This is a genomic window from Aeromicrobium sp. Leaf291 (assembly GCF_001423365.1).
Classification (GTDB): domain Bacteria; phylum Actinomycetota; class Actinomycetes; order Propionibacteriales; family Nocardioidaceae; genus Aeromicrobium.
In genome coordinates, this window is record NZ_LMNM01000001.1 from 1,107,515 (window position 1) to 1,127,803 (window position 20,289).

Sequence of the window (20,289 nt, forward strand, 5' to 3'; positions counted from 1 at the left end):
CGTGACCCGATCCTTCCCCCGGCGAGGTGGCGTGCTGCTGCTCGTCGTGACCCTCGCGGTGCTCGCCGGCTGCTCCGGTCGCGGCACCGAGGGCTCCACGGGCGGCTACGTGAGCGGCAGCCGCTTCGTCAGCCTCGTGCCGGTCGACGAGCGTGAGGAGGCGCCCGTCCTGGAGGGTGAGGACCTGGAGGGCGAGACGATCAGCTCCGCCGACTTCGCGGGCAGGACGCTGGTGGTGAACGTGTGGGGCTCGTGGTGCCCGCCGTGCCGCAAGGAGGCACCCGTGCTGCAGGGTGTCGCGGAGCAGTACGCAGACCAGGGCGTGCAGTTCCTCGGGCTCAACGTGCGCGACCAGACGGCCGCGGCGCGGGCCTTCGAGAAGCGCGTCGGCACGACCTACCCGAGCATCGTCGACACCGACGGTCGCCAGCAGCTCGGGTTCGCCGACAGCCTGCCGTCGCAGGCCATCCCGACCACCTGGGTCATCGACGCCGAGGGCCGGGTGGCGGCGAGGATCATCGACCCCGACCTGCGTGCGTCCACGCTCTCGGGCGTCATCGACGACGTGCTGACGAGCCGGTCATGACCGACTGGTTCGCCGACACCGTCCTGTCGGGGTCGCTGCTGCTCGCGGTGCCGGTGGCCGTGGTGGCCGGCCTGGTGTCCTTCTTCTCGCCGTGCGTGCTGCCGCTGCTGCCCGGCTACCTGTCCTACGTGAGCGGCGTGGGCGTGCAGGACCTCGAGACGTCGGGCCGGTCGCGCCTGCTGCTCGGCTCCGTGCTGTTCGTCCTGGGCTTCACGGTCGTGTTCGTGGCCGGCGGTGCCCTGTTCGGCGCGGTGGGCCAGCAGCTCTACGACTACCGGCGGCTGATGTCGATCGTGCTCGGCCTGGTGGTGATCGTGCTGGGCCTCGTGTTCAGCGGCGTGCTGCCGGTGCTGCAGCGCGAGGTGCGCGTCCACGCCGTGCCCGCCGTGGGCGTGGCCATCGCCCCCGTGCTGGGCGTCTTCTTCGGGCTGGGGTGGCTGCCCTGCATCGGCCCCACGCTCGGTGCGGTGCTCACGCTCGCCAACACCGAGGGCACGCTCGAGCGCGGCGCCTTCCTGACCTTCACGTACTGCCTCGGGCTGGGGCTGCCGTTCGTGGTCGCGGCGCTCGCCTTCGGCCGCTTCATGGGTGCCGTCCGCTGGGCCCGCCGCCACCAGCAGACGCTGCAGCGGGTCGGTGGCGGGCTGCTCGTCGTCGTGGGGGTGCTGCTGGTGACCGGTGTGTGGGACGCCCTCGTGACCGACCTGCAGACGTGGGCCGGCGGCTACGGGGCGGCGATCTGATGGCCCGCGAACCTCGTGAGCGCCCCGACCTGGCGCCTGCGCTCGGCACGGTCGAGACCCTGCGGTGGGCGTGGCGCCAGCTCACGTCGATGCGCACGGCGCTCCTGCTGCTCCTGCTGCTCGCCGTGGCGGCGATCCCGGGCTCGATCGTCCCGCAGCGCGGTGTCGACGCCCGGGCGGTGGAGGCGTTCCAGGCCCGGCACCCCGACCTCACGCCGTGGCTGGAGCGGCTCGGCGTCTTCCACACCTACACGTCGCCCTGGTTCAGCGCGATCTACCTGCTGCTCATGGTGTCGTTGGTGGGCTGCATCCTGCCGCGCACCCGGGTGTACCTGAAGGCGGTCCGCGCCCGTCCGCCCAAGGCCCCGCGCAACCTCGAGCGCCTGCCCGCGTCGGCGGTGTTCGAGACCGACGCCGACGTCGAGGAGGTGCTGGCCGTCGCGCGCGAGACGCTGCGTGGCCCGCGCCTGCTGCCCACGCGCATCGACGTCGTGCGCGGGGGTGCCGGGCCGGGGGCGGCGAACGACGCCGGCGGGGGTGCCGGGCCGGGGGCGGCGAACGACGCTGCCGAGGTCCGGGCGGAGCGCGGCTACCTGCGCGAGCTCGGCAACCTGGTGTTCCACACGAGCATCGTGGCGGTGCTGGTCGGCGTGGCCGTGGGGGCGCTGTTCGGCTACCGGGGTGCGGCGATCGTGACGCAGGGCGACGGCTTCGCCAACGTGCTCACCCAGTACGACGAGTTCTCCTCGGGTGCGCTGTTCGACACCGACGACCTGCCGCCGTTCTCGCTGCAGCTGGACCGGATGGTCGCGCGGTTCTGGACCGAGGGCCCGCAGCGGGGTGCGCCGCGGCTGTTCGAGGCGTCGGGCTCCTACCGGGCCGGCGTCGACGGCGCGGAGAAGCCGTACGAGATCCGCGTCAACCACCCCCTGGCCGTCGACGGCACGTCGGTGTTCCTCGTGGGCCAGGGCTACGCTCCCGTCATCAGGGTCACGGACGCACAGGGCGACGTCGTGTTCGACGGGGCGGTCCCGTTCCTGCCCGCGGACGGCACGTACACCTCCAACGGCGTCATCAAGGTGCCCGAGGCCCAGCCGGAGCAGCTCGGCTTCCAGGGCTTCTTCCTGCCGACCGCGGTGTCGGACGGCACGGAGGAGGCGTCGATCTCGGCCTTCCCCGGCGCCGTCAACCCGCTGCTCGGGCTGTTCGTCTTCCACGGCGACCTCGGCATCGACGACGGGCTCCCGCAGTCGGTCTACGTGCTCGACAAGGAGAACCTCGAGCAGTACAAGAACGCCGACGGGTCGAACTTCCGGGTGAGCCTGAGCCCGGGCCAGGAGGCCGACCTGCCCGACGGCGGCACCATCGAGTTCGTCGACCTGACCCTCTTCGCCCGGTTCCAGATCGCGTCGACGCCGTTGGTGTGGCTGCCCCTCGGTGGCATCAGCATCGGCATCGTCGGGCTGGTGCTCTCGCTGGCGATCCGCCCCCGGCGCACCTGGGTCCGGGCCCGTCGGGACGGCTCACGTACCGTGGTGGAGGTCGCCGCGCTCGACCGCGTCCCCCGGGACGACCTCGGCACGAGCCTCGACGAGCTGCTCGAGCGGCTGCGCAGCGGGCTCGGTGACCGGACCGATCCGCAGAAGGAGACCCGATGAACCTCGCCGACTACGCGCAGGTCTCGAACTACGCCATCGCCTCGGCCACGGGCATCGTCGCACTGGCCTTCCTCGCGCACGTCGCCGAGTGGGGCTTCGCACGGCGCAGCGCGCCCGCGTCGGCCCAGGTGCCGGTCACCGCCGGTGCCCCCGCCGGGACGGTCGCCGACGACGCGCCTGCCTCGCCCGAGGAGTCGCCGAGCCGTCCCGACGTCCTCTCGTCGATCGCCTACTCCCTCGCCGTGCTCGCGAGCGTCGTGCTGGTCGTCGGCATGGTCTCCCGCGGGCTCGCGGCGCAGCGGGTCCCGTGGGGCAACATGTACGAGTTCGGCGTCGGCGGTGCCCTGGTGGCGCTCGTCGTCTACGTCGTCGTCGCGCGGATCTCGCCCATCGAGTGGCTCGGTGGCATCGTCACGGGCTTCGCGCTGGTCGTGCTCGGGATGGCGTCGTCGACGTACGTGCCAGCCGGACCGCTCGTGCCCGCCCTGCACTCCTACTGGCTCGTCATCCACGTGGCCGCGGTCATGATCGCGGGAGCCTTCTTCCTGCTCGGCACGGCGGCGTCGGTGCTGTACCTCGTCCGCGCCCGCGCCGAGGAGAACGGCACCGTCGGCCCGACGCTGTCGCGGTTCCCGACCGCCGCCGTGATGGACCAGCTGGCCTACCGCGTGATCGCCGTGGGCTTCCCGCTCTGGACGTTCGGCGCCCTCATCGCGGGCCCGATCTGGGCGCACTACGCCTGGGGCCGCTACTGGGGCTGGGACCCCAAGGAGGTCTGGGCGTTCATCACCTGGGTGGTCTACGCCGGCTACCTGCACGCCCGTGCCACGGCCGGCTGGAAGGGCAAGCGCGCCGCGACCATCGCGATCGTCGGCTTCGCCACCTTCCTGTTCAGCTACTACGGCGTCAACCTCTTCGGCTCCGGTCTCCACTCCTACGCCAAGTAGCCCCGACCAGTCCCCACGTTTCGGACAGTTGTGGGGCACTTCGGCCGGTGAAAGTGCCCCGCAACTGTCCGAAACGTAGGGACGTGCCGGTTGTCCACAGGGGTGTGTTGCCCTGCGACCGGGGTGCGGCCACGGTGGGGCGATGGACCTGCCCACCGACCGACCGTTCACCGTGAGCGAGGCAGCGGCGAGCGGGGTGACACGCGACGTCCTGCGGAGTCGCCGGTTCCGTCGACTGCTGCGCGGCGTGTACGTCGGAGCCGACGTCGCGCTGACCCTGCGGGTGCGGCTGCTCGCGGTGCTCCTCGTGCTCCCTGACGACTGCGCGGTGAGTCACCGCACCGCGCTGGCCCTCTGGGGACACGACACCAGGGGAGCGGGACTGGAGCTCTCCACCCGCACCGAGCTGCGTACCCGTCTGCCCGGGGTCGTGCTGCACCGTCGACTGCACCCCATCCAGACCGTCGAGCGCGACGGCCTCCGGGTGACGACGCCGGAGCGGACCTTCGTCGACTGCGCGACCCGGCTCGGGATCGTCGCGCTGGTGCAGGCGGCGGAACACCTCCTGCGGACCGCCACGACGAGGAACGTCCTGGACACCTTCTGCTGGACCCATCACCTCCATGGCGTGGTTCGCGCACGGCGAGCGATGGCCCTGGTGCGGGAGGGAGCGGAGTCACCCATGGAGTCCCTGCTCCGGCTCATGCTGGTCTTCGCACGGTTGCCGGAGCCGCGGGTCAACGTCGACGTCCGCGACGCACAGAGCCGGTTCGTCGCGCGGGTCGACCTCCTGTACCCGCGCTGGAAGGTGGTGGTGGAGTACGACGGGCGGCACCACGAGACAGACGCTCGCCAGTGGGCACGTGACCGGTGGCGACGGGAGGCGCTCGAGGCGCTCGGCTACCGGGTCATCGTGGTTGCGGCCGCCGACCTGGCCGAGCCACGGCACATTCCGTGGCGCGTTCATCGCGCCCTGGTCGAGCGCGGCTACGACGGACCGCGTCCGGTGACGAGCGTCCAGTGGCTCTGCTGGTTCACTCGGGCTCCCGTTGTGGACACTTCCGGGGCACAACGAGCCGCCTGACCCACCCGCAACTGTCCGAAACGGGGATACGGCCGGGGTGGGGTCAGAGGCCGCGGAGGTAGTCGGGGTCGTCGTCGGGGCCGCGGGTGGGCGGGCGGCCGCCGGGCCAGCCGTAGCCGGAGTCGCGGGGCGGGCGGCCCTTGCGGGGCTGCGAGCCCAGGAACACCCAGGCGAGCGGTCCGACGAACGGGACCAGGATGGCGACGAACCACGCCGCCTTCGGCAGGCCGCGGACCTGCGAGCGAGGGGTGGCGATGAGGTCGAAGAACGCGTACACGAGCAGGACCACGCCCACGATCGCGATCAGTGCCTTGCCCATGGCGACACCGTACCCGCGACCCTCAACCTCGGCTGGTCGACGGCCGGGCCGCGCGACCGTCGAGCGGCGGACGACCACCCCGGCCCCGCTGTCGAGGGCGCCGGCGCAGGCGAGCGACCTGCCTCGACGCGTCGACCGATAACCTCGGGGCATGAAGGCCTTCTGGAGGTACACGCTCGCCCGGCTCAGCGTCCTGGCCGTCACCTACCTGCTCCTGTGGGGCGTGGGCCAGTTCTTCCTGGAGTTCGACGAGCTGACGAACCTGCTCGTCCTCCTCGCCGCCATGATCATCTCCTCGATCATCTCGATCTTCCTGCTCGCCGGGATGCGCGAGGACCTCGCCGCGAACGTGCAGCAGCGGGCCGAGCGCATGTCGTCGCGCATCGAGGAGTCGCGCAGTGCCGAAGACGTCGACTGAGACCCGCGCCTGGATCGACGAGGCGATCCGCCGCGTCGAGGCCGACGCCAACCGCAGCGCCGACACCCACCTGCACGCGGTGCCCGTCGCCACGCCCGACGTCGACCTGTACCTGAAGGACGAGTCGGTCCACCCCACCGGCAGCCTCAAGCACCGCCTCGCCCGCTCGCTCTTCCTGCACGCCCTCTGCAACGGCTGGATCGGTCCGCACTCCACGATCGTCGAGGCGTCCAGCGGGTCCACCGCCGTCAGCGAGGCATACTTCGCCCGGCTCGTCGGCCTGCCGTTCGTGGCCGTCATGCCGGCCGCCACGAGCACCGAGAAGGTCGCGCTCATCGAGTGGCACGGCGGCCGCTGCCACTTCGTGCAGAACGCCGCCGACGTGTACGACGAGGCCCGCCGCGTGGCCGCCGACTGCGGTGGCCACTACATGGACCAGTTCACCTACGCCGAGCGAGCCACCGACTGGCGGGGCAACAACAACATCGCCGAGTCGATCTTCGAGCAGATGTCGGCCGAGCGTCATCCCGTCCCCACCTGGGTCGTGGTCAGCGCCGGCACGGGCGGCACGTCGGCCACGATCGGCCGCTACCTGCGCTACCGCCGCCACCCCACGTCGTTGCTGGTGGCCGATCCCGAGAACTCCGCGTTCCTCGACGGCTGGGCGCAGGACACCTCCGACGTGGTCACGGGCGCCTCGTCGCGCATCGAGGGCATCGGCCGGCCGCGCGTGGAGCCGTCGTTCGTCGGCGGCGTCATCGACGACATGCTCCGCGTCCCCGACGCCGCCTCCATCGCCACGATGCGCTGGACGAGCGACCGGCTCGGACGACTCGTGGGCGGCTCCACCGGCACCAACGTGTGGGCGTCGCTGACCCTTGCCACCCGCATGCACCGGGCAGGGGAGCAGGGCAGCATCGTCACGCTGCTGTGCGACGCGGGGGAGCGCTACCTCAGCTCGTACTACGACGACGCGTGGCTGGCCGATCGCGGCATCGACCTCGCGCCGTTCTCGGCGATGCTCGAGGAGTACGACGCGACCGGCTCCCTGCCGGTGCCGAACGACCGTGGGGTCAGCTGACCTCGACGAGCGTCCACGACTCGACGCGACCGTCGGCGAGCACGAGGTGGCCCAGCGTGCCGTGCGGCTGGCGTCGCTTGTCGGTGGGCGAGCCGGGGTTGAGGATCCGCAGGCCGTCGTCGGGATCCTCGCTCGTCTCGTCCCACGGGATGTGGGAGTGGCCGAACACGACCACGTCGGCGTCGGGGAAGCGCCGACGCATGCGCCGCACACGGTCCTGCTTGGCACCGGCGTCGTGGATCATCGCCACGCGCACGCCGGCGAGCTCGAGCTCGAGGGTCTCCGGTGCGCCCCACGCGGCCACGTCCGCGCCGTCGTTGTTGCCCAGGACCACGTGGACGGGCGCGAGCGCGGCCAGCTCGTCGAGCACCGACGGGACGCACACGTCGCCGGCGTGCAGCACCAGGTCGACGCCGCGCAGCTCCTCGGCGACGCGCTCGGGCAGGCCCTTCCAGAACCGCGGCGCGTGGGTGTCGGAGACGACTCCGACGCGGAGCCGGCGGGGGTGCCGGGCCGTGGGCGGCATATCGGCCGAGCTCACCGGCCCAGCACGAGGCCGAGCGCCAGTCCGGCCGACCACAGCAGCTCGGCGATGCCGGTCGTCTTGAGGACGGGGACGAGGGCCGGGCCCACGGCCCCGCCGACGACCGCGCGCACGGCGGGGACGACGGGGAGCAGCCCCGGCAGCGCCAGCAGGGCCCACGGGGTGGCGCCGACGGCGATCGCGACGGCCGCTGCCGCGGCGACCACCACGAGCGCGACGTAGAAGGTGCGCGAGCGGGCGTCGCCGAGCACGACGGCGAGCGTGCGCTTGCCGGCCTCGACGTCGGTGGGGATGTCGCGCAGGTTGTTGGCCACGAGGATCGCGCAGGCGAGTGCGCCGACGCCGACGGCAGCCGCCCATGCCTCCCAGGGCAGCGCCTCGACCTGCACGTACACGGTGCCGAGCACGGCCACGAGCCCGAAGAACAGGAACACGCTCACCTCGCCGAGGGCCCGGTAGCCGTAGGGGTTCGAGCCGCCGGTGTAGGTCCACGCGGCCCCGAGCGCAGCGACGCCCACGAGCAGCAGCCACCACGTGGTGGTGGCGGCGAGGGCGAGGCCGAGGAGCGCGCCGAGGCCGAGGAAGCCGAGGGCCGCGGCCTTGACCGCGGCCGGCGACGCGAGCCCCGACCCGACCAGGCGCAGGGGGCCGACGCGGTCGTCGTCGGTGCCGCGAACCCCGTCGGAGTAGTCGTTGGCGTAGTTCACGCCGATCTGCAGGGCCAGCGAGACCCCGAGGGCGAGCAGCGCCTTGGCCCAGACCACGTCGTCGACGAACGCGGCCACGCCCGTCCCGGCGAGCACGGGCGCCACGGCGGCGGGGAGGGTGCGGGGACGGGCCCCCTCGACCCACTGCGAGAGGGTCGCGCTGCTGCTGTCGGTCACCGTGCTCCTTCGTCCGGGGGCCCCTCGGCCCGGGGCTCCTCCGGTCGAGGGCTCTCCGCGCGGGCTCCGCAAGGTTCAGCCGTCAGTCTGCCAGCGCCTACGCTGGGCGCATGAAGCAGCCGCCGTTCCCGTTCGTGCTCGTGGGGCTGACCGGTCTGTTCGTGTGGCTCGCGGTCACGACGGCCGGTGGCTGGCTGCCGATCGCCGCGGGGTTCGGGGCGCTGCTCACCGGAGCGGCGGCGCTGTACCAGTCCCGTCCGGTGCGCGAGCCCGGTGACCCGATCACCGACGACGACCTGGGGACGGAGCCCTGACCGGAGCGGGCCCGGCGTCGCTGCGCCCGGTGGCGGGGCCGGCGCGTGAGGTCCTGGAGCTGCTCCGGCCGTGGGTCGACGGCGTCGACACCGCCCCCCTCGTCGTGCGCACGTCGGGGAGCACGGGCGAGCCCAAGGACGTGCGGCTGTCGCGCGACGCGGTGCTGGCGTCCGCCACCGCCAGCGCCGCGCGTCTCGGTGGGCCGGGCCAGTGGCTCCTGGCCCTGCCGGTCACCGGCGTGGGTGGCCTGCAGGTGCTGGTGCGGTCCTTGCTCGCGGGAGCCGAGCCGGTGCTGCTCGACGAGCACGCCGACCTGGAGCAGGCCGTGGCGGCGATGCGGCCACCGACGGCGGCACCCCGGCGGTACGCCTCGCTGGTCCCGACCCAGCTGCACCGGCTGGCGCAGGCCGGACGACTCGACGTGGTCGCGTCGCTCGACGCCGTCCTCGTCGGCGGCGCTGCCGTCGACCCCGCCCTGCTGGAGCGCTCGCGCGAGGCGGGTGTGCGGGTGGTGCGGACCTACGGCATGAGCGAGACGAGCGGCGGCTGCGTGTACGACGGCGTCCCGCTCGACGGCGTGGACCTGCGCATCGTCGAGCCCGTCGACGGCGTGGGGCGCGTCCAGGTGTCGGGCCCGGTGCTGTTCGACGGCTACGGCGACGAGCCTCGGGTCGGTGCGTGGTTCGACACGGCCGACCTCGGCCGGGTCGACGACGGTGTGCTGAGCGTGGTGGGTCGCGCCGACGACGTGGTGGTCAGTGGCGGGGTCAACGTGCCGCTGCCCGCCGTCGAGCGGGCGCTGCGCGAGGTGCCCGAGGTGCACGACGCGGCGGTCGCCGGTGTGCCCGACGAGGAGTGGGGCACGCGCGTCGTCGCCGTGGTGGTGCCGGCCGACGCCACGTGCCTCGACGGCGTGCGGGCCGAGCGCCTGCGCGACGCCCTGGAGGATGCCGGTCTGCCCCGGGCGTGGGGGCCGCGCGACGTTGTGCTCGTCGACGCGGTGCCGCTCCTGCCCGGGGGCAAGGTCGACCGGCTGGCCGTGCGGCGGCTCACCGGCGGGTGAGCCGCCGCCCGCCCCAGGTCCGAGTGGCGTCAGGCGGAGGCGACGGCCTGGTCGATCGGGGTGTCTCCGGACACGAGGTCCCACTGGCGGCCGATGCCCGCCCCGGTGTCGAGGGACTCCGCGAGCACGGCGGCCACGTCGGCGCGGGGGATCTCCCCCCGGGCCACGGAGTCGCCGAGCGTCACGGTGCCGCGAGCCGGGTCGTCGGTGAGGCGGCCGGGGCGCACGATCGTCCAGTCGAGGCCGCTCCCGCGCAGGGCGACGTCGGCGTCGCGCTTGGCCTCCACGTAGGCGCGCCACACGTCGTCGGTGTCCTCGGGCAGCGGCAGGTCGACGCCGATGGCCGAGACCTGCACGAAGCGGCTGATGCCGGCGAGCTTCGCCCCGTCGATCGACTTCAGCGACCCCTCGAGGTCGACGCTCCTCTTGCGGTCGATGTTGCCGTCGGCGCCGCCGCCGGCGGCGAACACCACGGCGTGGCATCCCTCGAAGGCGTGGGCGAAGCCGTCGGCGTCCTGCTTCTCGATGTCGAGGCGGCGCGCGGTGGCACCGCGCTGCTCGACGTCGGACACGTGGGCGTCGCTGCGCACGAGCGCGACGACGTCGTGGCTGCGGGCACGGAGCTGGTCGATGAGGTGGAGGGCGATCTGGCCGTGGCCCCCGACGATGGCGATCTGCGACATGCCTCCACGGTGGCACGCCCGTGGTGAGGGTGCAGGTCCGGACGGCGTGGTGTGCGCAGGCTCACCGTTCGCAGGAGCCGGCGGCCGACGAGCCGGTGCGCGCGTCCCGACGGCGATAGGCTCGGCCGGTGCACACCTTCGCCATCGGGATGCCCGTGCGGTTCCGCGGCATCTCCCGACGCGAGGGCGTGCTGCTGCAGGGCGTGGCCGGCTGGGGCGAGTTCAGCCCGTTCCTCGACTACGACGACGACGAGTGCGTGCCGTGGCTCGCCAGCGCCCTCGAGGCGGCGCACCAGGGCTGGCCGGACCCGGTGCGCGACCGGGTGCCCGTGAACGCCACCGTGCCGGCCGTCGGCCCCGAGCAGGCGGCGGCGATCGTGCGCGCCTCGGGAGCGTCGACGGCGAAGGTCAAGGTGGCCGAGCGCGGACAGTCGCTGGCCGACGACATCGCCCGCGTCGAGGCGGTGCGCGACGCCCTGGGTCCTGCCGGGCGGGTCCGGGTGGACGCGAACGGCGGCTGGTCGGTCGACGACGCCGTCGTGGCGATCCGGGCGCTCGACACCGTCGGCACCCTCGAGTACGTGGAGCAGCCGTGTGCCGACGTCGAGGAGCTCGCACTCGTCCGACGTCGGGTCGACGTGCCGGTGGCGGCCGACGAGTCGATCCGGCGTGCCGCCGACCCGTACCGCGTGCGCGACCTCGAGGCCGCCGACGTCGCGGTGCTCAAGGTCCAGCCGCTCGGGGGCGTGCGAGCGTGCCTGCGGGTCGCCGAGGAGATCGGGCTGCCCGTCGTGGTCTCCAGCGCCGTCGAGTCGTCCGTGGGGCTCGCCGCCGGGGTGGCGCTCGCCGCGGCGCTCCCGGAGCTGCCCTACGCCTGCGGCCTGGGCACCACCTCGCTGCTCGGCGGCGACGTGACGGACGCCCCGCTGGTGCCCGTCGACGGCTGGTTGCCCGTGCGCCGGGTGGACGTCGACCCCGCCGCCCTGGCCTCGGTGGCCGCCGACCTGCCGACCGCCGCCGCCTGGACCGCCCGGCTCGACCGGGTGGACGCCCTGCTCCGGGTGGGGGACGCGCCGTGAGCGAGCAGCGCGCCACCGGCGTCGCACGTCGGCTGCTGCACACCCTGCTGGCCCACGGCGTGACGGACGCCGTCCTGTCGCCCGGTTCGCGGTCGGCGCCGATCGCCCTGGCCCTGCACGCCGCCGACCGCGCCGGACGCATTCGTCTGCACGTGCGCGTGGACGAGCGGGAGGCCGGCTTCCTCGCGCTGGGCCTGGCCCGCACCTCCCACCGTGTGGTGCCCGTGGTCACGACGTCGGGCACCGCCGTGGCCAACCTGCACCCGGCGATGCTCGAGGCGCTCCACGCGGGCATCGGCGTGCTCGCCGTCACCGCGGATCGCCCGGCGCGGCTGCGGGGCACCGGCGCGAACCAGACCACCGTGCAGCCGGACATCTTCCCCGGGATCCGGAGCATCGACCGGGTCAAGCAGCTGCTGATGGGCCCGGACGCGCCGGTGCACCTCAACCTCGAGCTCGACGAGCCGTTGGTGGAGCCGATCGACTGGACCCTCGACGACCCCGCAGCGTCCGTCCTGGGCAGCGTGCGTCGGGCGTACGAACCGGGCACCCTGGTCACGCTCGACGCCGGGCCCCGCACCGTCGTGCTCGCCGGCGACGACGCGGGCCGACGCGCGCGCGTGCTCGCCCGCGACGCCGGCTGGCCGCTGCTCGCCGAGCCGACGTCGGGCTCGCGCACCGGCGACGCGCTCGCGACGTACCGGTTGCTGCTCGGCCACCCGCCGCTCGCCGACCGCGTCGAGCGCGTGGTCTCGTTCGGCCACCCCACGCTGAGCCGACCCGTCACGCGGCTGCTCGCCCGCGCCGACGTCGACGTGGTGCACGTGGGCACGCAGGCCACGTTCCCGGTGCCCGCCGGTCCGCGCGTCACGTTCACCGACGAGGTCGCGGCGGCCGGGGTCGGTGACGCCGCGTGGCTGCAGGAGTGGACCGACGCCGACGCGCGTGTGGTCGGCGCGGTCGACGCCGTCGTCGCCGCGAACCCCGCGTCGGGGCTCGCCGTCGCCCGCACCGTGGCGGAGGCGCTCCCACCCGGCGGTCTGCTGGTGGTCGGCGCGTCCCAGCCGATCCGTGACCTCGACGTCGTCGCGAGGCCATGGATCGTGGGGGAACGCCGCTACGTGGTCGCCAACCGCGGCCTCGCGGGCATCGACGGCACGGTGTCGACGGCGGTGGGCGCGGCGCTCGCCCGCGACTCCACCCGAGCACTCGCCGTGATGGGTGATCTCACGTTCCTGCACGGCAGCAACGGACTGCTGGTCGGCCCCGGCGAGCCCCGACCCGACCTCACCGTGGTGGTGGTCAATGACGACGGCGGCGCCATCTTCGCGACGCTCGAGCAGGGCGGCCCGGAGCACGCCGACGCCTTCGAGCGGGTCTTCGGCACCCCGACGGGTGCCGATCTTGGCGCGCTCTGCGCCGGGTACCGCGTGCCGCACCGACGCGTGGAGCCGGACGGCCTCGCCGCCGCACTCGCGTCACCGACGGGTGGGCTCGAGGTGGTCGAGGTGACCCTGCGTCGCGACGACCGCCGTGCCCTCGACGCCGCTCTGCGCACCGCCGCGACGAGCGCCCTCGCCGGCTCCTGACCGCAGAGGGCCGCGCCCCGTCCGATGGCCCCGTCCGACGGCCCCGTCCGACGGGGCCGTCCGGTGGGCGAGAAACCGTGACAGTTCTGGTGTCATCGACCATGCCGGGAGTACGGTGGTGACGCGCATCACGCATCCCGGCGGAAGGTCGTCCACGACCTCGCAGCCGGACGAGGGAAGGACGGACATGGGGATCGAGACCTTCGACTACGTCGTCATCGGGTCGGGCAGCGGTGGCGGCGTCGTCGCCACGCGCCTGAGCGAGGACCCCGACGTCCGGGTGCTGCTGCTCGAGGCGGGCCCGGCCGACGACGACGACATGATCCACCTGCCCGCCGGCTTCTCCACCCTGTTCAAGACGTCGTGGGACTGGGGCTACCAGACCACCCCGCAGAAGCACCTCGGCAACCGCCGCGCCGACTGGCCGCGCATGAAGGCGCTCGGTGGCTGCACGTCGATGAACGCCATGATCTACATCCGCGGCAACCACGCCGACTACGACGAGTGGCGCGACGGCTACGGCGCCGACGGCTGGGGCTACGACGACGTCCTGCCGTACTTCCGCAAGTCCGAGGGCAACCAGCGGATCCGCAACTCCTTCCACGGCAACGACGGTCCCCTGCACGTGGAGGACCGCCGCCACGACCACGAGCTCAGTACCGCGTTCGTCGAGTCGGCCGTGGCCAACGGCATGAAGCGCACCGACGACTTCAACGGCGCCGAGCAGGAGGGCGCCGGGCTCTACCAGGTCACGTGCCGCAAGGGTCGGCGCTGGTCCGTGGCCGACGCCTACATCCGGCCGGCGCTCGGCCGCCCCAACCTGGTGCTGCGCACCGAGGCCTTCGTGACGTCGATCGACCTCGAGGGCACGAAGGGCGCCAGGCGCGCGGTGGGCGTCACGTACCGCCGTGGCGCGTTCACCGAGTCGGTGCGCGTGAACGGCGAGGTCGTGCTCGCCGGTGGCGCCGTCAACTCACCGCAGCTGCTCATGCTGTCGGGCATCGGCCCGGGCGCCCACCTCAAGGAGCACGGCATCGACGTGCAGGTCGACCTGCCCGGCGTCGGCCAGAACCTGCAGGACCACCCCGTGTCGGGGGTGCTCGCCCACACGCAGGACACCACCGACATCGCCGCGTCGCTCAACTTGCCCCAGCTGCTCAAGGCCCAGAAGCTCGGCCGCGGACCGCTCACCTCGAACGTCGCCGAGGCCGGTGCGTTCTTCAAGAGCCGCGACGACCTCGACCTGCCCGACCTGCAGTTCCACTTCGCCCCCACCGGCTTCTGGGACAACGGCCTGCACGAGCCGTCGCAGCCGGCGCTCACGCTCGCCGCCACGCTCGTCAACGTGCAGAGCCGCGGGCACGTGCGCCTCCGCTCGGCCGACCCGACGTGGAAGCCGGAGATCGAGGCGGGCTACCTCGACGACCGCGCCGACCTCGAGGCGCTCGCCGCCGGCATCCGTCGCGCCTGCGAGATCCTCAAGGACGGTCCGCTGGCCCGCTTCGTCAAGGCGCCGTGGGAGCCCGCGTCGCTCGACCCGACCGAGGACCAGGTGCTCGCCTCCATCGGGCGCCTGTGCCAGACGCTCTACCACCCCGTCGCCACCTGCGCGATGGGCACGGGCGACGACAGCGTCGTCGACCCGCAGCTGCGCGTCCGCGGCGTGGAGGGCCTGCGGATCGCCGACGCCTCCGTCATGCCCGCCGTCCCCCGCGGCAACACCAACGCCCCCACCATCATGGTCGGCGAGAAGGCTGCCGACCTCATCAAGGAGTCCCGATGACCTCGACGTTCGACCGTCACCCGAACCCGCCCGCCACGTCCGCCTCGGTGCCTGCCGACGGTGTCGAGACCTTCGAGTCGCTCGACCCGGCCACCGGCGACGTGGTCGGTGTCCACCCGGTCGCCGGCCCCGAGGACGTCGCACTGGCCGTCGAGCGGGCCCGCGACGCCGCGCAGTGGTGGGGCGCCCTGAGCTTCGACGAGCGGGCCGAGCACCTGCTCACGTGGCGCAGCGTCATCACCCGCCGCATCGCGCAGCTGGCGGCGCTCTCGCGCAGCGAGACGGGCAAGCCGATCGCCGACGCACAGCTGGAGATCGCGCTCGCGATCGACCACGTCGCCTGGGCCGCCAAGCACGCCAAGAAGGTGCTCGGCCCGCAGAACGTGTCGTCCGGGCTCGTCATGGCCAACCAGAAGTCGACGGTCGAGTACAAGCCGCTCGGCGTGGTCGGCGTCATCGGTCCGTGGAACTACCCGGTCTTCACGCCCATGGGCTCGATCGCCTACGCCCTCGCCGCCGGCAACACCGTCGTGTTCAAGCCCAGCGAGTACACGCCGGGCGTCGGCGTGTGGCTGGCCGACACCCTCAGCGAGGTCGTCGGTGGCATCCCGGTCCTGCAGACGATCACCGGCCTCGGCCCCACGGGTGCCGCCCTGTGCACCTCGGGCGTCGACAAGCTGGCGTTCACCGGCTCCACCGCCACCGGCAAGAAGGTCATGGCCGCGTGCGCCGAGCGGCTCACGCCCGTCGTGATCGAGGCCGGCGGCAAGGACTCGCTGATCGTCGACGAGGACGCCAACATCGCGAAGGCGGCCGAGGCCGCGCTCTGGGGCGGCATGTCCAACGCCGGCCAGACCTGCATCGGCACCGAGCGCGTGTACGTGCACGAGCGGGTGTTCGACGCGTTCGTCGCCGAGATCACCGAGCAGGCCCAGGGTCTGCGCGCCGGCGGTGACGCGGGCGCCCACATCGGCCCCATCACCATGCCGTCGCAGGTGGACGTGATCCGCGGCCACGTCCAGGACGCCCTCGACCGCGGTGCCACCGCCGTCGTCGGCGGCATCGACGCAGTGGGCGAGCGGTTCGTCCAGCCCACGATCCTGACCCACGTCCCGGAGACGTCCAGCGCGATCACCGAGGAGACGTTCGGCCCGACGCTGGCGATCAACCCGGTGCGCGACATGGACGAGGCGGTGCGCCTCACGAACGCCGGCAAGTACGGCCTCGCGGGTGCGGTGTTCTCCAAGCGCAACGGCATGGAGATCGCCCGTCGCATCCGCTCGGGCATGACGTCGGTCAACGGCATCATCACGTTCGCGGGCGTGCCCGGCCTGCCGTTCGGCGGCGTCGGCGAGTCCGGCTTCGGGCGCATCCACGGCCCCGACGGGCTCAAGGAGTTCACGTACGCCAAGGCCATCACGCGCCAGCGCTACGCCCCGCCGCTCAACCTCACGTCCTTCAAGCGCACCGTGCGCGACGAGAAGGGCCTCAACCTCATCGTGACGCTCCTGCACGGCGGCAAGAAGACGCTCAAGGAGTAGTCCCGACCCGTCAGTCCTCGCGTTTCGGACACCTGCGGTGCATTCCAGGGCACGAAAGTGCCCCGGAAGTGTCCGAGACGTGGGGACTGGTCGGTCGGCGTCAGGCGAGGGCGTCGCGCACGGGCACGAGCTTGGCCTGGCTCTCGGCCAGCTCGTCGGCGGGGACGGAGTCCGCGACGATGCCGCAGCCGGCGAAGAGGCGAACGCGGTGGCCGTCGGCCTCCAGCTGGGCCGAGCGCAGCCCGATGCCCCACTCGCCGTCGCCCTCGGCCCCGATCCAGCCGACCGGCCCGGCGTAGCGGCCGCGGTCGAGTCCCTCGATCTCGGCGATCAGGGCCACGGCGGCGTCGGTGGGGGTGCCGCCGACGGCCGCCGACGGGTGCAGGGCGGCCGCGAGCGTCAGGGCGCTGGCGTCGCCGCGCAGCACGGCGGTCACGTCCGTCGCGAGGTGCATGACGTTGGGCAGGTGCAGCACGAACGGGGCGTCGGGGACGTTGGTGCTGCGGCAGTGCGGGGCGAGCGCCTCGGCCACCGAGCGCACCGCGTACTCGTGCTCCTCGAGGTCCTTGCTGGACCGGGCGAGGGACGCGGCGAGCGCGAGGTCGCGGGTGTCGTCGCCGGTCCGCCGGATCGTGCCGGCCAGCACGCGCGACGTGACCAGCCCGCGCTCCAGGCGCACCAGCATCTCCGGCGTGGAGCCGAAGAAGCCGTCGACGTGGAACGTCCAGCAGCCGGGGTAGTCGCGGGCGAGGCGACGCAGGGGGGCGCGGACGTCGAGCGGCTCGTCCAGCTCGGCCACGAGGTCGCGGGCGAGCACCACCTTGTCGAGCTGCCCGGCGGCGATGCGACGCACCGCCTCGGCGACGACGTCCTGCCAGGCGTCGCTGTCGACGGGCCCGTCGACCAGCTCGATGCCGGTCGGGTGCACGGGAGCCTCGGCAGGGACGAGCTCGGGCGCGGTGCTGATGGAGGTGCCGACGACCGTCACCCAGCTGCGCCCGTCGCGTCGGCCCACCAGGACCTCGGGGACGACGAGGCTGCTGCCGCGGCCGTCGTCGGCGAAGGCGAAGCTGCCGAAGGCCACCAGGCCGCTCCCGGGCACCTCGATCTCGTCGCGCACGACGCTGTGCCGGGTGACCTCGCGCCACCAGCGGTGCGCGCGCTCGAAGCGGTCGGGGCCGTCCGTCGAGAACGCGGCGGCACGACCCCAGCCGACGAGCCCGTCACCGTGGTGCACCCAGGCGACGGCGTCGACGTCGCGGCCCAGCAGGGCCAGGAGGGGGCCCGGGTCGTCGACCTCCACGGTGCGGGCCACGAGCGGCCTCGGCAGGGGGCTCGCTGCTGAGGCGGTGTCGACGGCTGGCGTCGGAGGGCTCGTCACCCGATCCAGGCTACTCGTGGGAAGGTAAGGAGGTGACCCGAGCAGGCCTGGACAAGGAGCCCCGCGACGTCGCGCGCATGTTCGACACCGTCGCGCGTCGCTACGACCTGACCAACGACGTGCTGTCGATGGGACAGGACCGACGCTGGCGCCGTCGGGTCGTCGAGCTGGTCGATCCGCAGCCCGGCGAGCGCATCCTCGACCTGGCCGCGGGCACCGGCACGTCGAGCGAGCCGTTCCGCGAGGCCGGCGCCACCGTGGTCCCGTGCGACTTCTCCCTCGGCATGCTCCAGGAGGGCCGTCGTCGCTTCCCGCACCTGCCGTTCGTCGCGGGCGACGGGATGCGGCTCCCGTTCGCGGACGCCTCGTTCGACGCCGTCACAATCTCCTTCGGGCTGCGCAACATCCACGACCCGGTGCAGGGGCTCACCGAGCTGCTGCGCGTGACCCGCCCCGGCGGACGGATCGTCGTGTGCGAGTTCAGCACGCCCACGTGGGAGCCGTTCGACGCGCTCTACTCCAACTACCTCATGCGGGCGCTGCCGAGCATCGCGCGCCGCACGTCGTCGAACCCGGAGTCGTACGTCTACCTCGCGGAGTCCATCCGCGCCTGGCCCGACCAGAAGGGTCTGGCGCTGCGCATGGTCGAGGCGGGCTGGGGCCGCGTGGAGTGGCACAACCTCTCCGGCGGGATCGTCGCGCTGCACCACTCCGTCCGTCCCTGACCGGGCGGGGGAGGCCCTAGGGCGTCGGCACGTCCGCGGGGGCGAACCTGCGCGAGCCGAACGTCGCGGCCGTGCTGGTGGACGCACCTTCCCCGTTGCACATGTGCGCGCATGCGCACATGATGGTCACGTGCTCACCACGCTCCGCCGTCACCCGACCTACGCCCGGCTCTTCGCCGCGCAGCTGAGCGGTCTCCTGGGGACCGGCGTCCTCACGGTCGCCCTCGCGCTGCTCGCCGCCGACCTCGCCGGACCGCGGGCGGCGGGGGTGCTGGCGACGGCGCTGACCGTGAAGATCGCCGCGTACGTCGTCCTGTCGCCGTGGATCGCACGCGTGACCGCGGGCTGGGCACCGCTACGGGTGCTCGTCGGAGCCGACGTCGTGCGGGTGGCGGTGGCACTGGCGCTGCCTCTGGTCGACGCCACCTGGCAGGTCTACCTGCTCGTGCTGGTCCTCCAAGCCTCCTCGGCGGGCTTCACGCCCGCCTACCAGGCACTGCTGCCTCGGGTACTCGGCGACGAGGGCGACTACCGCCAGGCGCTGTCGCTGTCGCGCGTGGCCTACGACGCGGAGGCCGTGGTGAGTCCGTCCCTCGCGGCACTCGCGCTGCTCGTCGTCGACGCCCGCGCGCTCTTCGTGCTCGCCGGGGCGGGCTTCGTCGGCTCCGCGGTCGCCGTGCTCCTGGCGCGTCCACCTGGTGCCGCCCCGCCGGTGCGGGACGACGACCGCGTGGGCGGCGGGTTCGTGGAGTTCCTCCGGCGTTCGGCCCTGCGCCGGCTCCTCCTGCTCGACCTCGTGGCTGCGTGTGCGTACGCCGCGGCGCTGGTGCTCACGCCGACGCTCGTGGACGACGTCGGCGGCGCGGAGGCAGGGGTGGGGGTCGTGCTGGCCGTGTTCGGCGCCGGGTCGGTCGTCGGGGCGCTGCTCGTCTCGCGCACCGGCTGGCTGCCGGGTCGGGGCGACCCGTGGTCGACGATGCGGCTCGGCGCGGTCGTCGTCGCCGTCACGCTGCTGGCCGGTGGGGCTGCGGTCGGCAGCACTGCAGGGCTGGTGGTCCTGTGGGCGCTGCTGGGCCTGGGGTCGTCGCTCGTGCTGACTCCGTCGGGTCAGGTGCTGCGCGCCCAGGCCGAAGGGCGGACCCTCTCGGTGCTGTTCGCCGGCCACTTCGCGTGGTCGCACGCCTGCTACCTCCTCACGTACCCGCTGGCGGGGCTCGTCGGCGTGCAGGTCTCCCCGGCCCTCGCGCTCGTGGCGCTCGGCGGGGTTGCCCTCGTGGCGGCGGTCGTGGTTCTGACGCCGCGGCGCGCCGGGTCGGAGGAGCCCGTGCCTGCGACACAATGACCGGGTGAGCGACACCGGTGCGGACGCGAGGACGGTGCGGGCCGAGCCGAGCCTGCGCCACGACGTCGAGCCGACGCCGGAGCGCCTGGCGGAGGCGTCCGAGGTCTTCGGGCTCCTCTCCGACCGCACCCGGCTGCACCTGCTGTGGGTGCTCGCCCGTCAGGACGCCGACGTCTCCACGCTCGCCGACACCGTGGACGCGAGCCGGACCTCGGTCAGCCAGCACCTGGCGAAGCTGCGGCTGGCCGGCCTCGTGGAGGCGCACCGCGAGGGCCGACGGGTGCGGTACACGCTCGTCGGCGGCCATCTGCGGCGGCTCCTGCTCGAGGCCATCGGCCATGCGGACCACGTGGTGACGGGCGAGCCGCACCACCGCTGACGGCGTGCGGGGCGAGGTTAGTGTGACCTCAGTTACAGGCGGTCCGAGCCGGGCGTAGAGTGAGGCGCAGGTCACGTTGTGAAGTGATTCACAAGGTCACGATCTCGCTCTACGTCAGGTTGCGTCGATCTCGCTGGAGGTGGCG

The 20,289-nt window shown here is 73.4% G+C and carries 21 protein-coding genes; 16 read left to right on the forward strand and 5 right to left on the reverse strand.

All coding sequences use genetic code 11. The features are described 5' to 3' along the window. The first annotated feature begins 1 nt into the window (after position 1). The 5 genes from ASF35_RS05545 (at position 2) to ASF35_RS05565 (ending at position 5,018) form a co-directional block, all read left to right on the forward strand. Positions 2–586, forward strand: a complete 585-nt coding sequence (locus ASF35_RS05545; protein WP_082495376.1) for a TlpA disulfide reductase family protein — start codon at positions 2–4, stop codon at positions 584–586. Then, positions 583–1,329: a cytochrome c biogenesis CcdA family protein gene (locus ASF35_RS05550; protein WP_055963986.1), complete on the forward strand. Its 747-nt coding sequence runs from the start codon at positions 583–585 to the stop codon at positions 1,327–1,329. Before ASF35_RS05545 ends, ASF35_RS05550 begins: the two co-directional genes overlap by 4 nt. Further along, on the forward strand, positions 1,329–2,987 hold the full coding sequence (locus ASF35_RS05555) for a cytochrome c biogenesis protein ResB (protein ID WP_055963988.1): 1,659 nt from the start codon (positions 1,329–1,331) through the stop codon (positions 2,985–2,987). The genes ASF35_RS05550 and ASF35_RS05555 overlap by 1 nt, the downstream gene beginning before the upstream one ends. Continuing rightward, positions 2,984–3,934, forward strand: coding sequence for a c-type cytochrome biogenesis protein CcsB (gene ccsB / locus ASF35_RS05560; protein WP_055963991.1), 951 nt, complete (start codon positions 2,984–2,986; stop codon positions 3,932–3,934). The genes ASF35_RS05555 and ccsB overlap by 4 nt, the downstream gene beginning before the upstream one ends. A 142-nt stretch (positions 3,935–4,076) precedes the next feature. Further along, entirely contained in the window at positions 4,077–5,018 is a 942-nt protein-coding gene (locus ASF35_RS05565) for a DUF559 domain-containing protein (RefSeq protein ID WP_055963994.1), read from the forward strand. A gap of 43 nt (positions 5,019–5,061) precedes the next feature. On the opposite strand, the gene ASF35_RS18210 is transcribed toward ASF35_RS05565, so the two are convergent. After that, entirely contained in the window at positions 5,062–5,337 is a 276-nt protein-coding gene (locus tag ASF35_RS18210) for a PLD nuclease N-terminal domain-containing protein (RefSeq protein WP_055963998.1), read from the reverse strand. A gap of 151 nt (positions 5,338–5,488) precedes the next feature. Between ASF35_RS18210 and ASF35_RS05575 the strand changes: the two genes are divergently transcribed. Both ASF35_RS05575 and ASF35_RS05580 read left to right on the forward strand, forming a co-directional pair. Further along, on the forward strand, positions 5,489–5,755 hold the full coding sequence (locus ASF35_RS05575; RefSeq protein ID WP_055964001.1) for a DUF4229 domain-containing protein: 267 nt from the start codon (positions 5,489–5,491) through the stop codon (positions 5,753–5,755). Beyond that, positions 5,736–6,836: a PLP-dependent cysteine synthase family protein gene (locus ASF35_RS05580; protein WP_055964004.1), complete on the forward strand. Its 1,101-nt coding sequence runs from the start codon at positions 5,736–5,738 to the stop codon at positions 6,834–6,836. The genes ASF35_RS05575 and ASF35_RS05580 overlap by 20 nt, the downstream gene beginning before the upstream one ends. Here the strand turns inward: ASF35_RS05580 and ASF35_RS05585 are convergent. Together ASF35_RS05585 and ASF35_RS05590 are read right to left on the reverse strand one after the other, a co-directional pair. Then, entirely contained in the window at positions 6,829–7,377 is a 549-nt protein-coding gene (locus tag ASF35_RS05585) for a metallophosphoesterase family protein (protein WP_235499106.1), read from the reverse strand. The two genes, ASF35_RS05580 and ASF35_RS05585, sit on opposite strands and share 8 nt — an antisense overlap. After that, a complete protein-coding gene (locus tag ASF35_RS05590; RefSeq protein WP_055964010.1) occupies positions 7,374–8,264 on the reverse strand; it encodes a 1,4-dihydroxy-2-naphthoate polyprenyltransferase in 891 nt (296 codons plus the stop codon). Before ASF35_RS05590 ends, ASF35_RS05585 begins: the two co-directional genes overlap by 4 nt. Before the next feature lie 110 nt (positions 8,265–8,374). Here ASF35_RS05590 and ASF35_RS05595 point away from each other — a divergent pair, with 110 nt between their 5' ends. Together ASF35_RS05595 and ASF35_RS05600 are read left to right on the forward strand one after the other, a co-directional pair. Continuing rightward, on the forward strand, positions 8,375–8,578 hold the full coding sequence (locus ASF35_RS05595) for a hypothetical protein (RefSeq protein WP_055964012.1): 204 nt from the start codon (positions 8,375–8,377) through the stop codon (positions 8,576–8,578). Between the two features lie 29 nt (positions 8,579–8,607). Further along, a complete protein-coding gene (locus ASF35_RS05600) occupies positions 8,608–9,642 on the forward strand; it encodes an AMP-binding protein (protein WP_055964015.1) in 1,035 nt (344 codons plus the stop codon). Between the two features lie 29 nt (positions 9,643–9,671). Here the strand turns inward: ASF35_RS05600 and ASF35_RS05605 are convergent, their stop codons facing one another. Then, positions 9,672–10,325: an SDR family oxidoreductase gene (locus ASF35_RS05605; protein ID WP_055964017.1), complete on the reverse strand. Its 654-nt coding sequence runs from the start codon at positions 10,323–10,325 to the stop codon at positions 9,672–9,674. A 149-nt stretch (positions 10,326–10,474) separates the two neighbouring features. On the opposite strand from ASF35_RS05605, the gene ASF35_RS05610 reads away from it, so the two are divergent. The 4 genes from ASF35_RS05610 (at position 10,475) to ASF35_RS05625 (ending at position 16,317) form a co-directional block, all read left to right on the forward strand. Next, the gene (locus ASF35_RS05610; RefSeq protein ID WP_055966210.1) at positions 10,475–11,404 is read left to right on the forward strand and encodes an o-succinylbenzoate synthase; all 930 of its coding nucleotides are present in this window, start codon (positions 10,475–10,477) and stop codon (positions 11,402–11,404) included. Further along, entirely contained in the window at positions 11,401–12,993 is a 1,593-nt protein-coding gene (menD, locus tag ASF35_RS05615; protein ID WP_055964020.1) for a 2-succinyl-5-enolpyruvyl-6-hydroxy-3-cyclohexene-1-carboxylate synthase, read from the forward strand. Before ASF35_RS05610 ends, menD begins: the two co-directional genes overlap by 4 nt. A gap of 187 nt (positions 12,994–13,180) precedes the next feature. After that, positions 13,181–14,776: a GMC family oxidoreductase gene (locus ASF35_RS05620; protein WP_055964023.1), complete on the forward strand. Its 1,596-nt coding sequence runs from the start codon at positions 13,181–13,183 to the stop codon at positions 14,774–14,776. Continuing rightward, entirely contained in the window at positions 14,773–16,317 is a 1,545-nt protein-coding gene (locus ASF35_RS05625) for an aldehyde dehydrogenase family protein (protein WP_082495378.1), read from the forward strand. Before ASF35_RS05620 ends, ASF35_RS05625 begins: the two co-directional genes overlap by 4 nt. Positions 16,318–16,417: 100 nt before the next feature. On the opposite strand, the gene ASF35_RS05630 is transcribed toward ASF35_RS05625, so the two are convergent. Continuing rightward, positions 16,418–17,698, reverse strand: coding sequence for an isochorismate synthase (locus ASF35_RS05630; RefSeq protein ID WP_082495379.1), 1,281 nt, complete (start codon positions 17,696–17,698; stop codon positions 16,418–16,420). Positions 17,699–17,730: 32 nt separating this feature from the next. Here ASF35_RS05630 and ASF35_RS05635 point away from each other — a divergent pair, with 32 nt between their 5' ends. The 3 genes from ASF35_RS05635 (at position 17,731) to ASF35_RS05645 (ending at position 20,144) form a co-directional block, all read left to right on the forward strand. After that, entirely contained in the window at positions 17,731–18,423 is a 693-nt protein-coding gene (locus ASF35_RS05635) for a demethylmenaquinone methyltransferase (RefSeq protein ID WP_055964025.1), read from the forward strand. A gap of 130 nt (positions 18,424–18,553) precedes the next feature. Continuing rightward, positions 18,554–19,765, forward strand: a complete 1,212-nt coding sequence (locus ASF35_RS05640) for an MFS transporter (RefSeq protein ID WP_055964028.1) — start codon at positions 18,554–18,556, stop codon at positions 19,763–19,765. 4 nt (positions 19,766–19,769) lie between these two features. After that, a complete protein-coding gene (locus ASF35_RS05645) occupies positions 19,770–20,144 on the forward strand; it encodes a helix-turn-helix transcriptional regulator (protein ID WP_055964033.1) in 375 nt (124 codons plus the stop codon). The last annotated feature ends 145 nt before the right edge of the window (positions 20,145–20,289 follow it).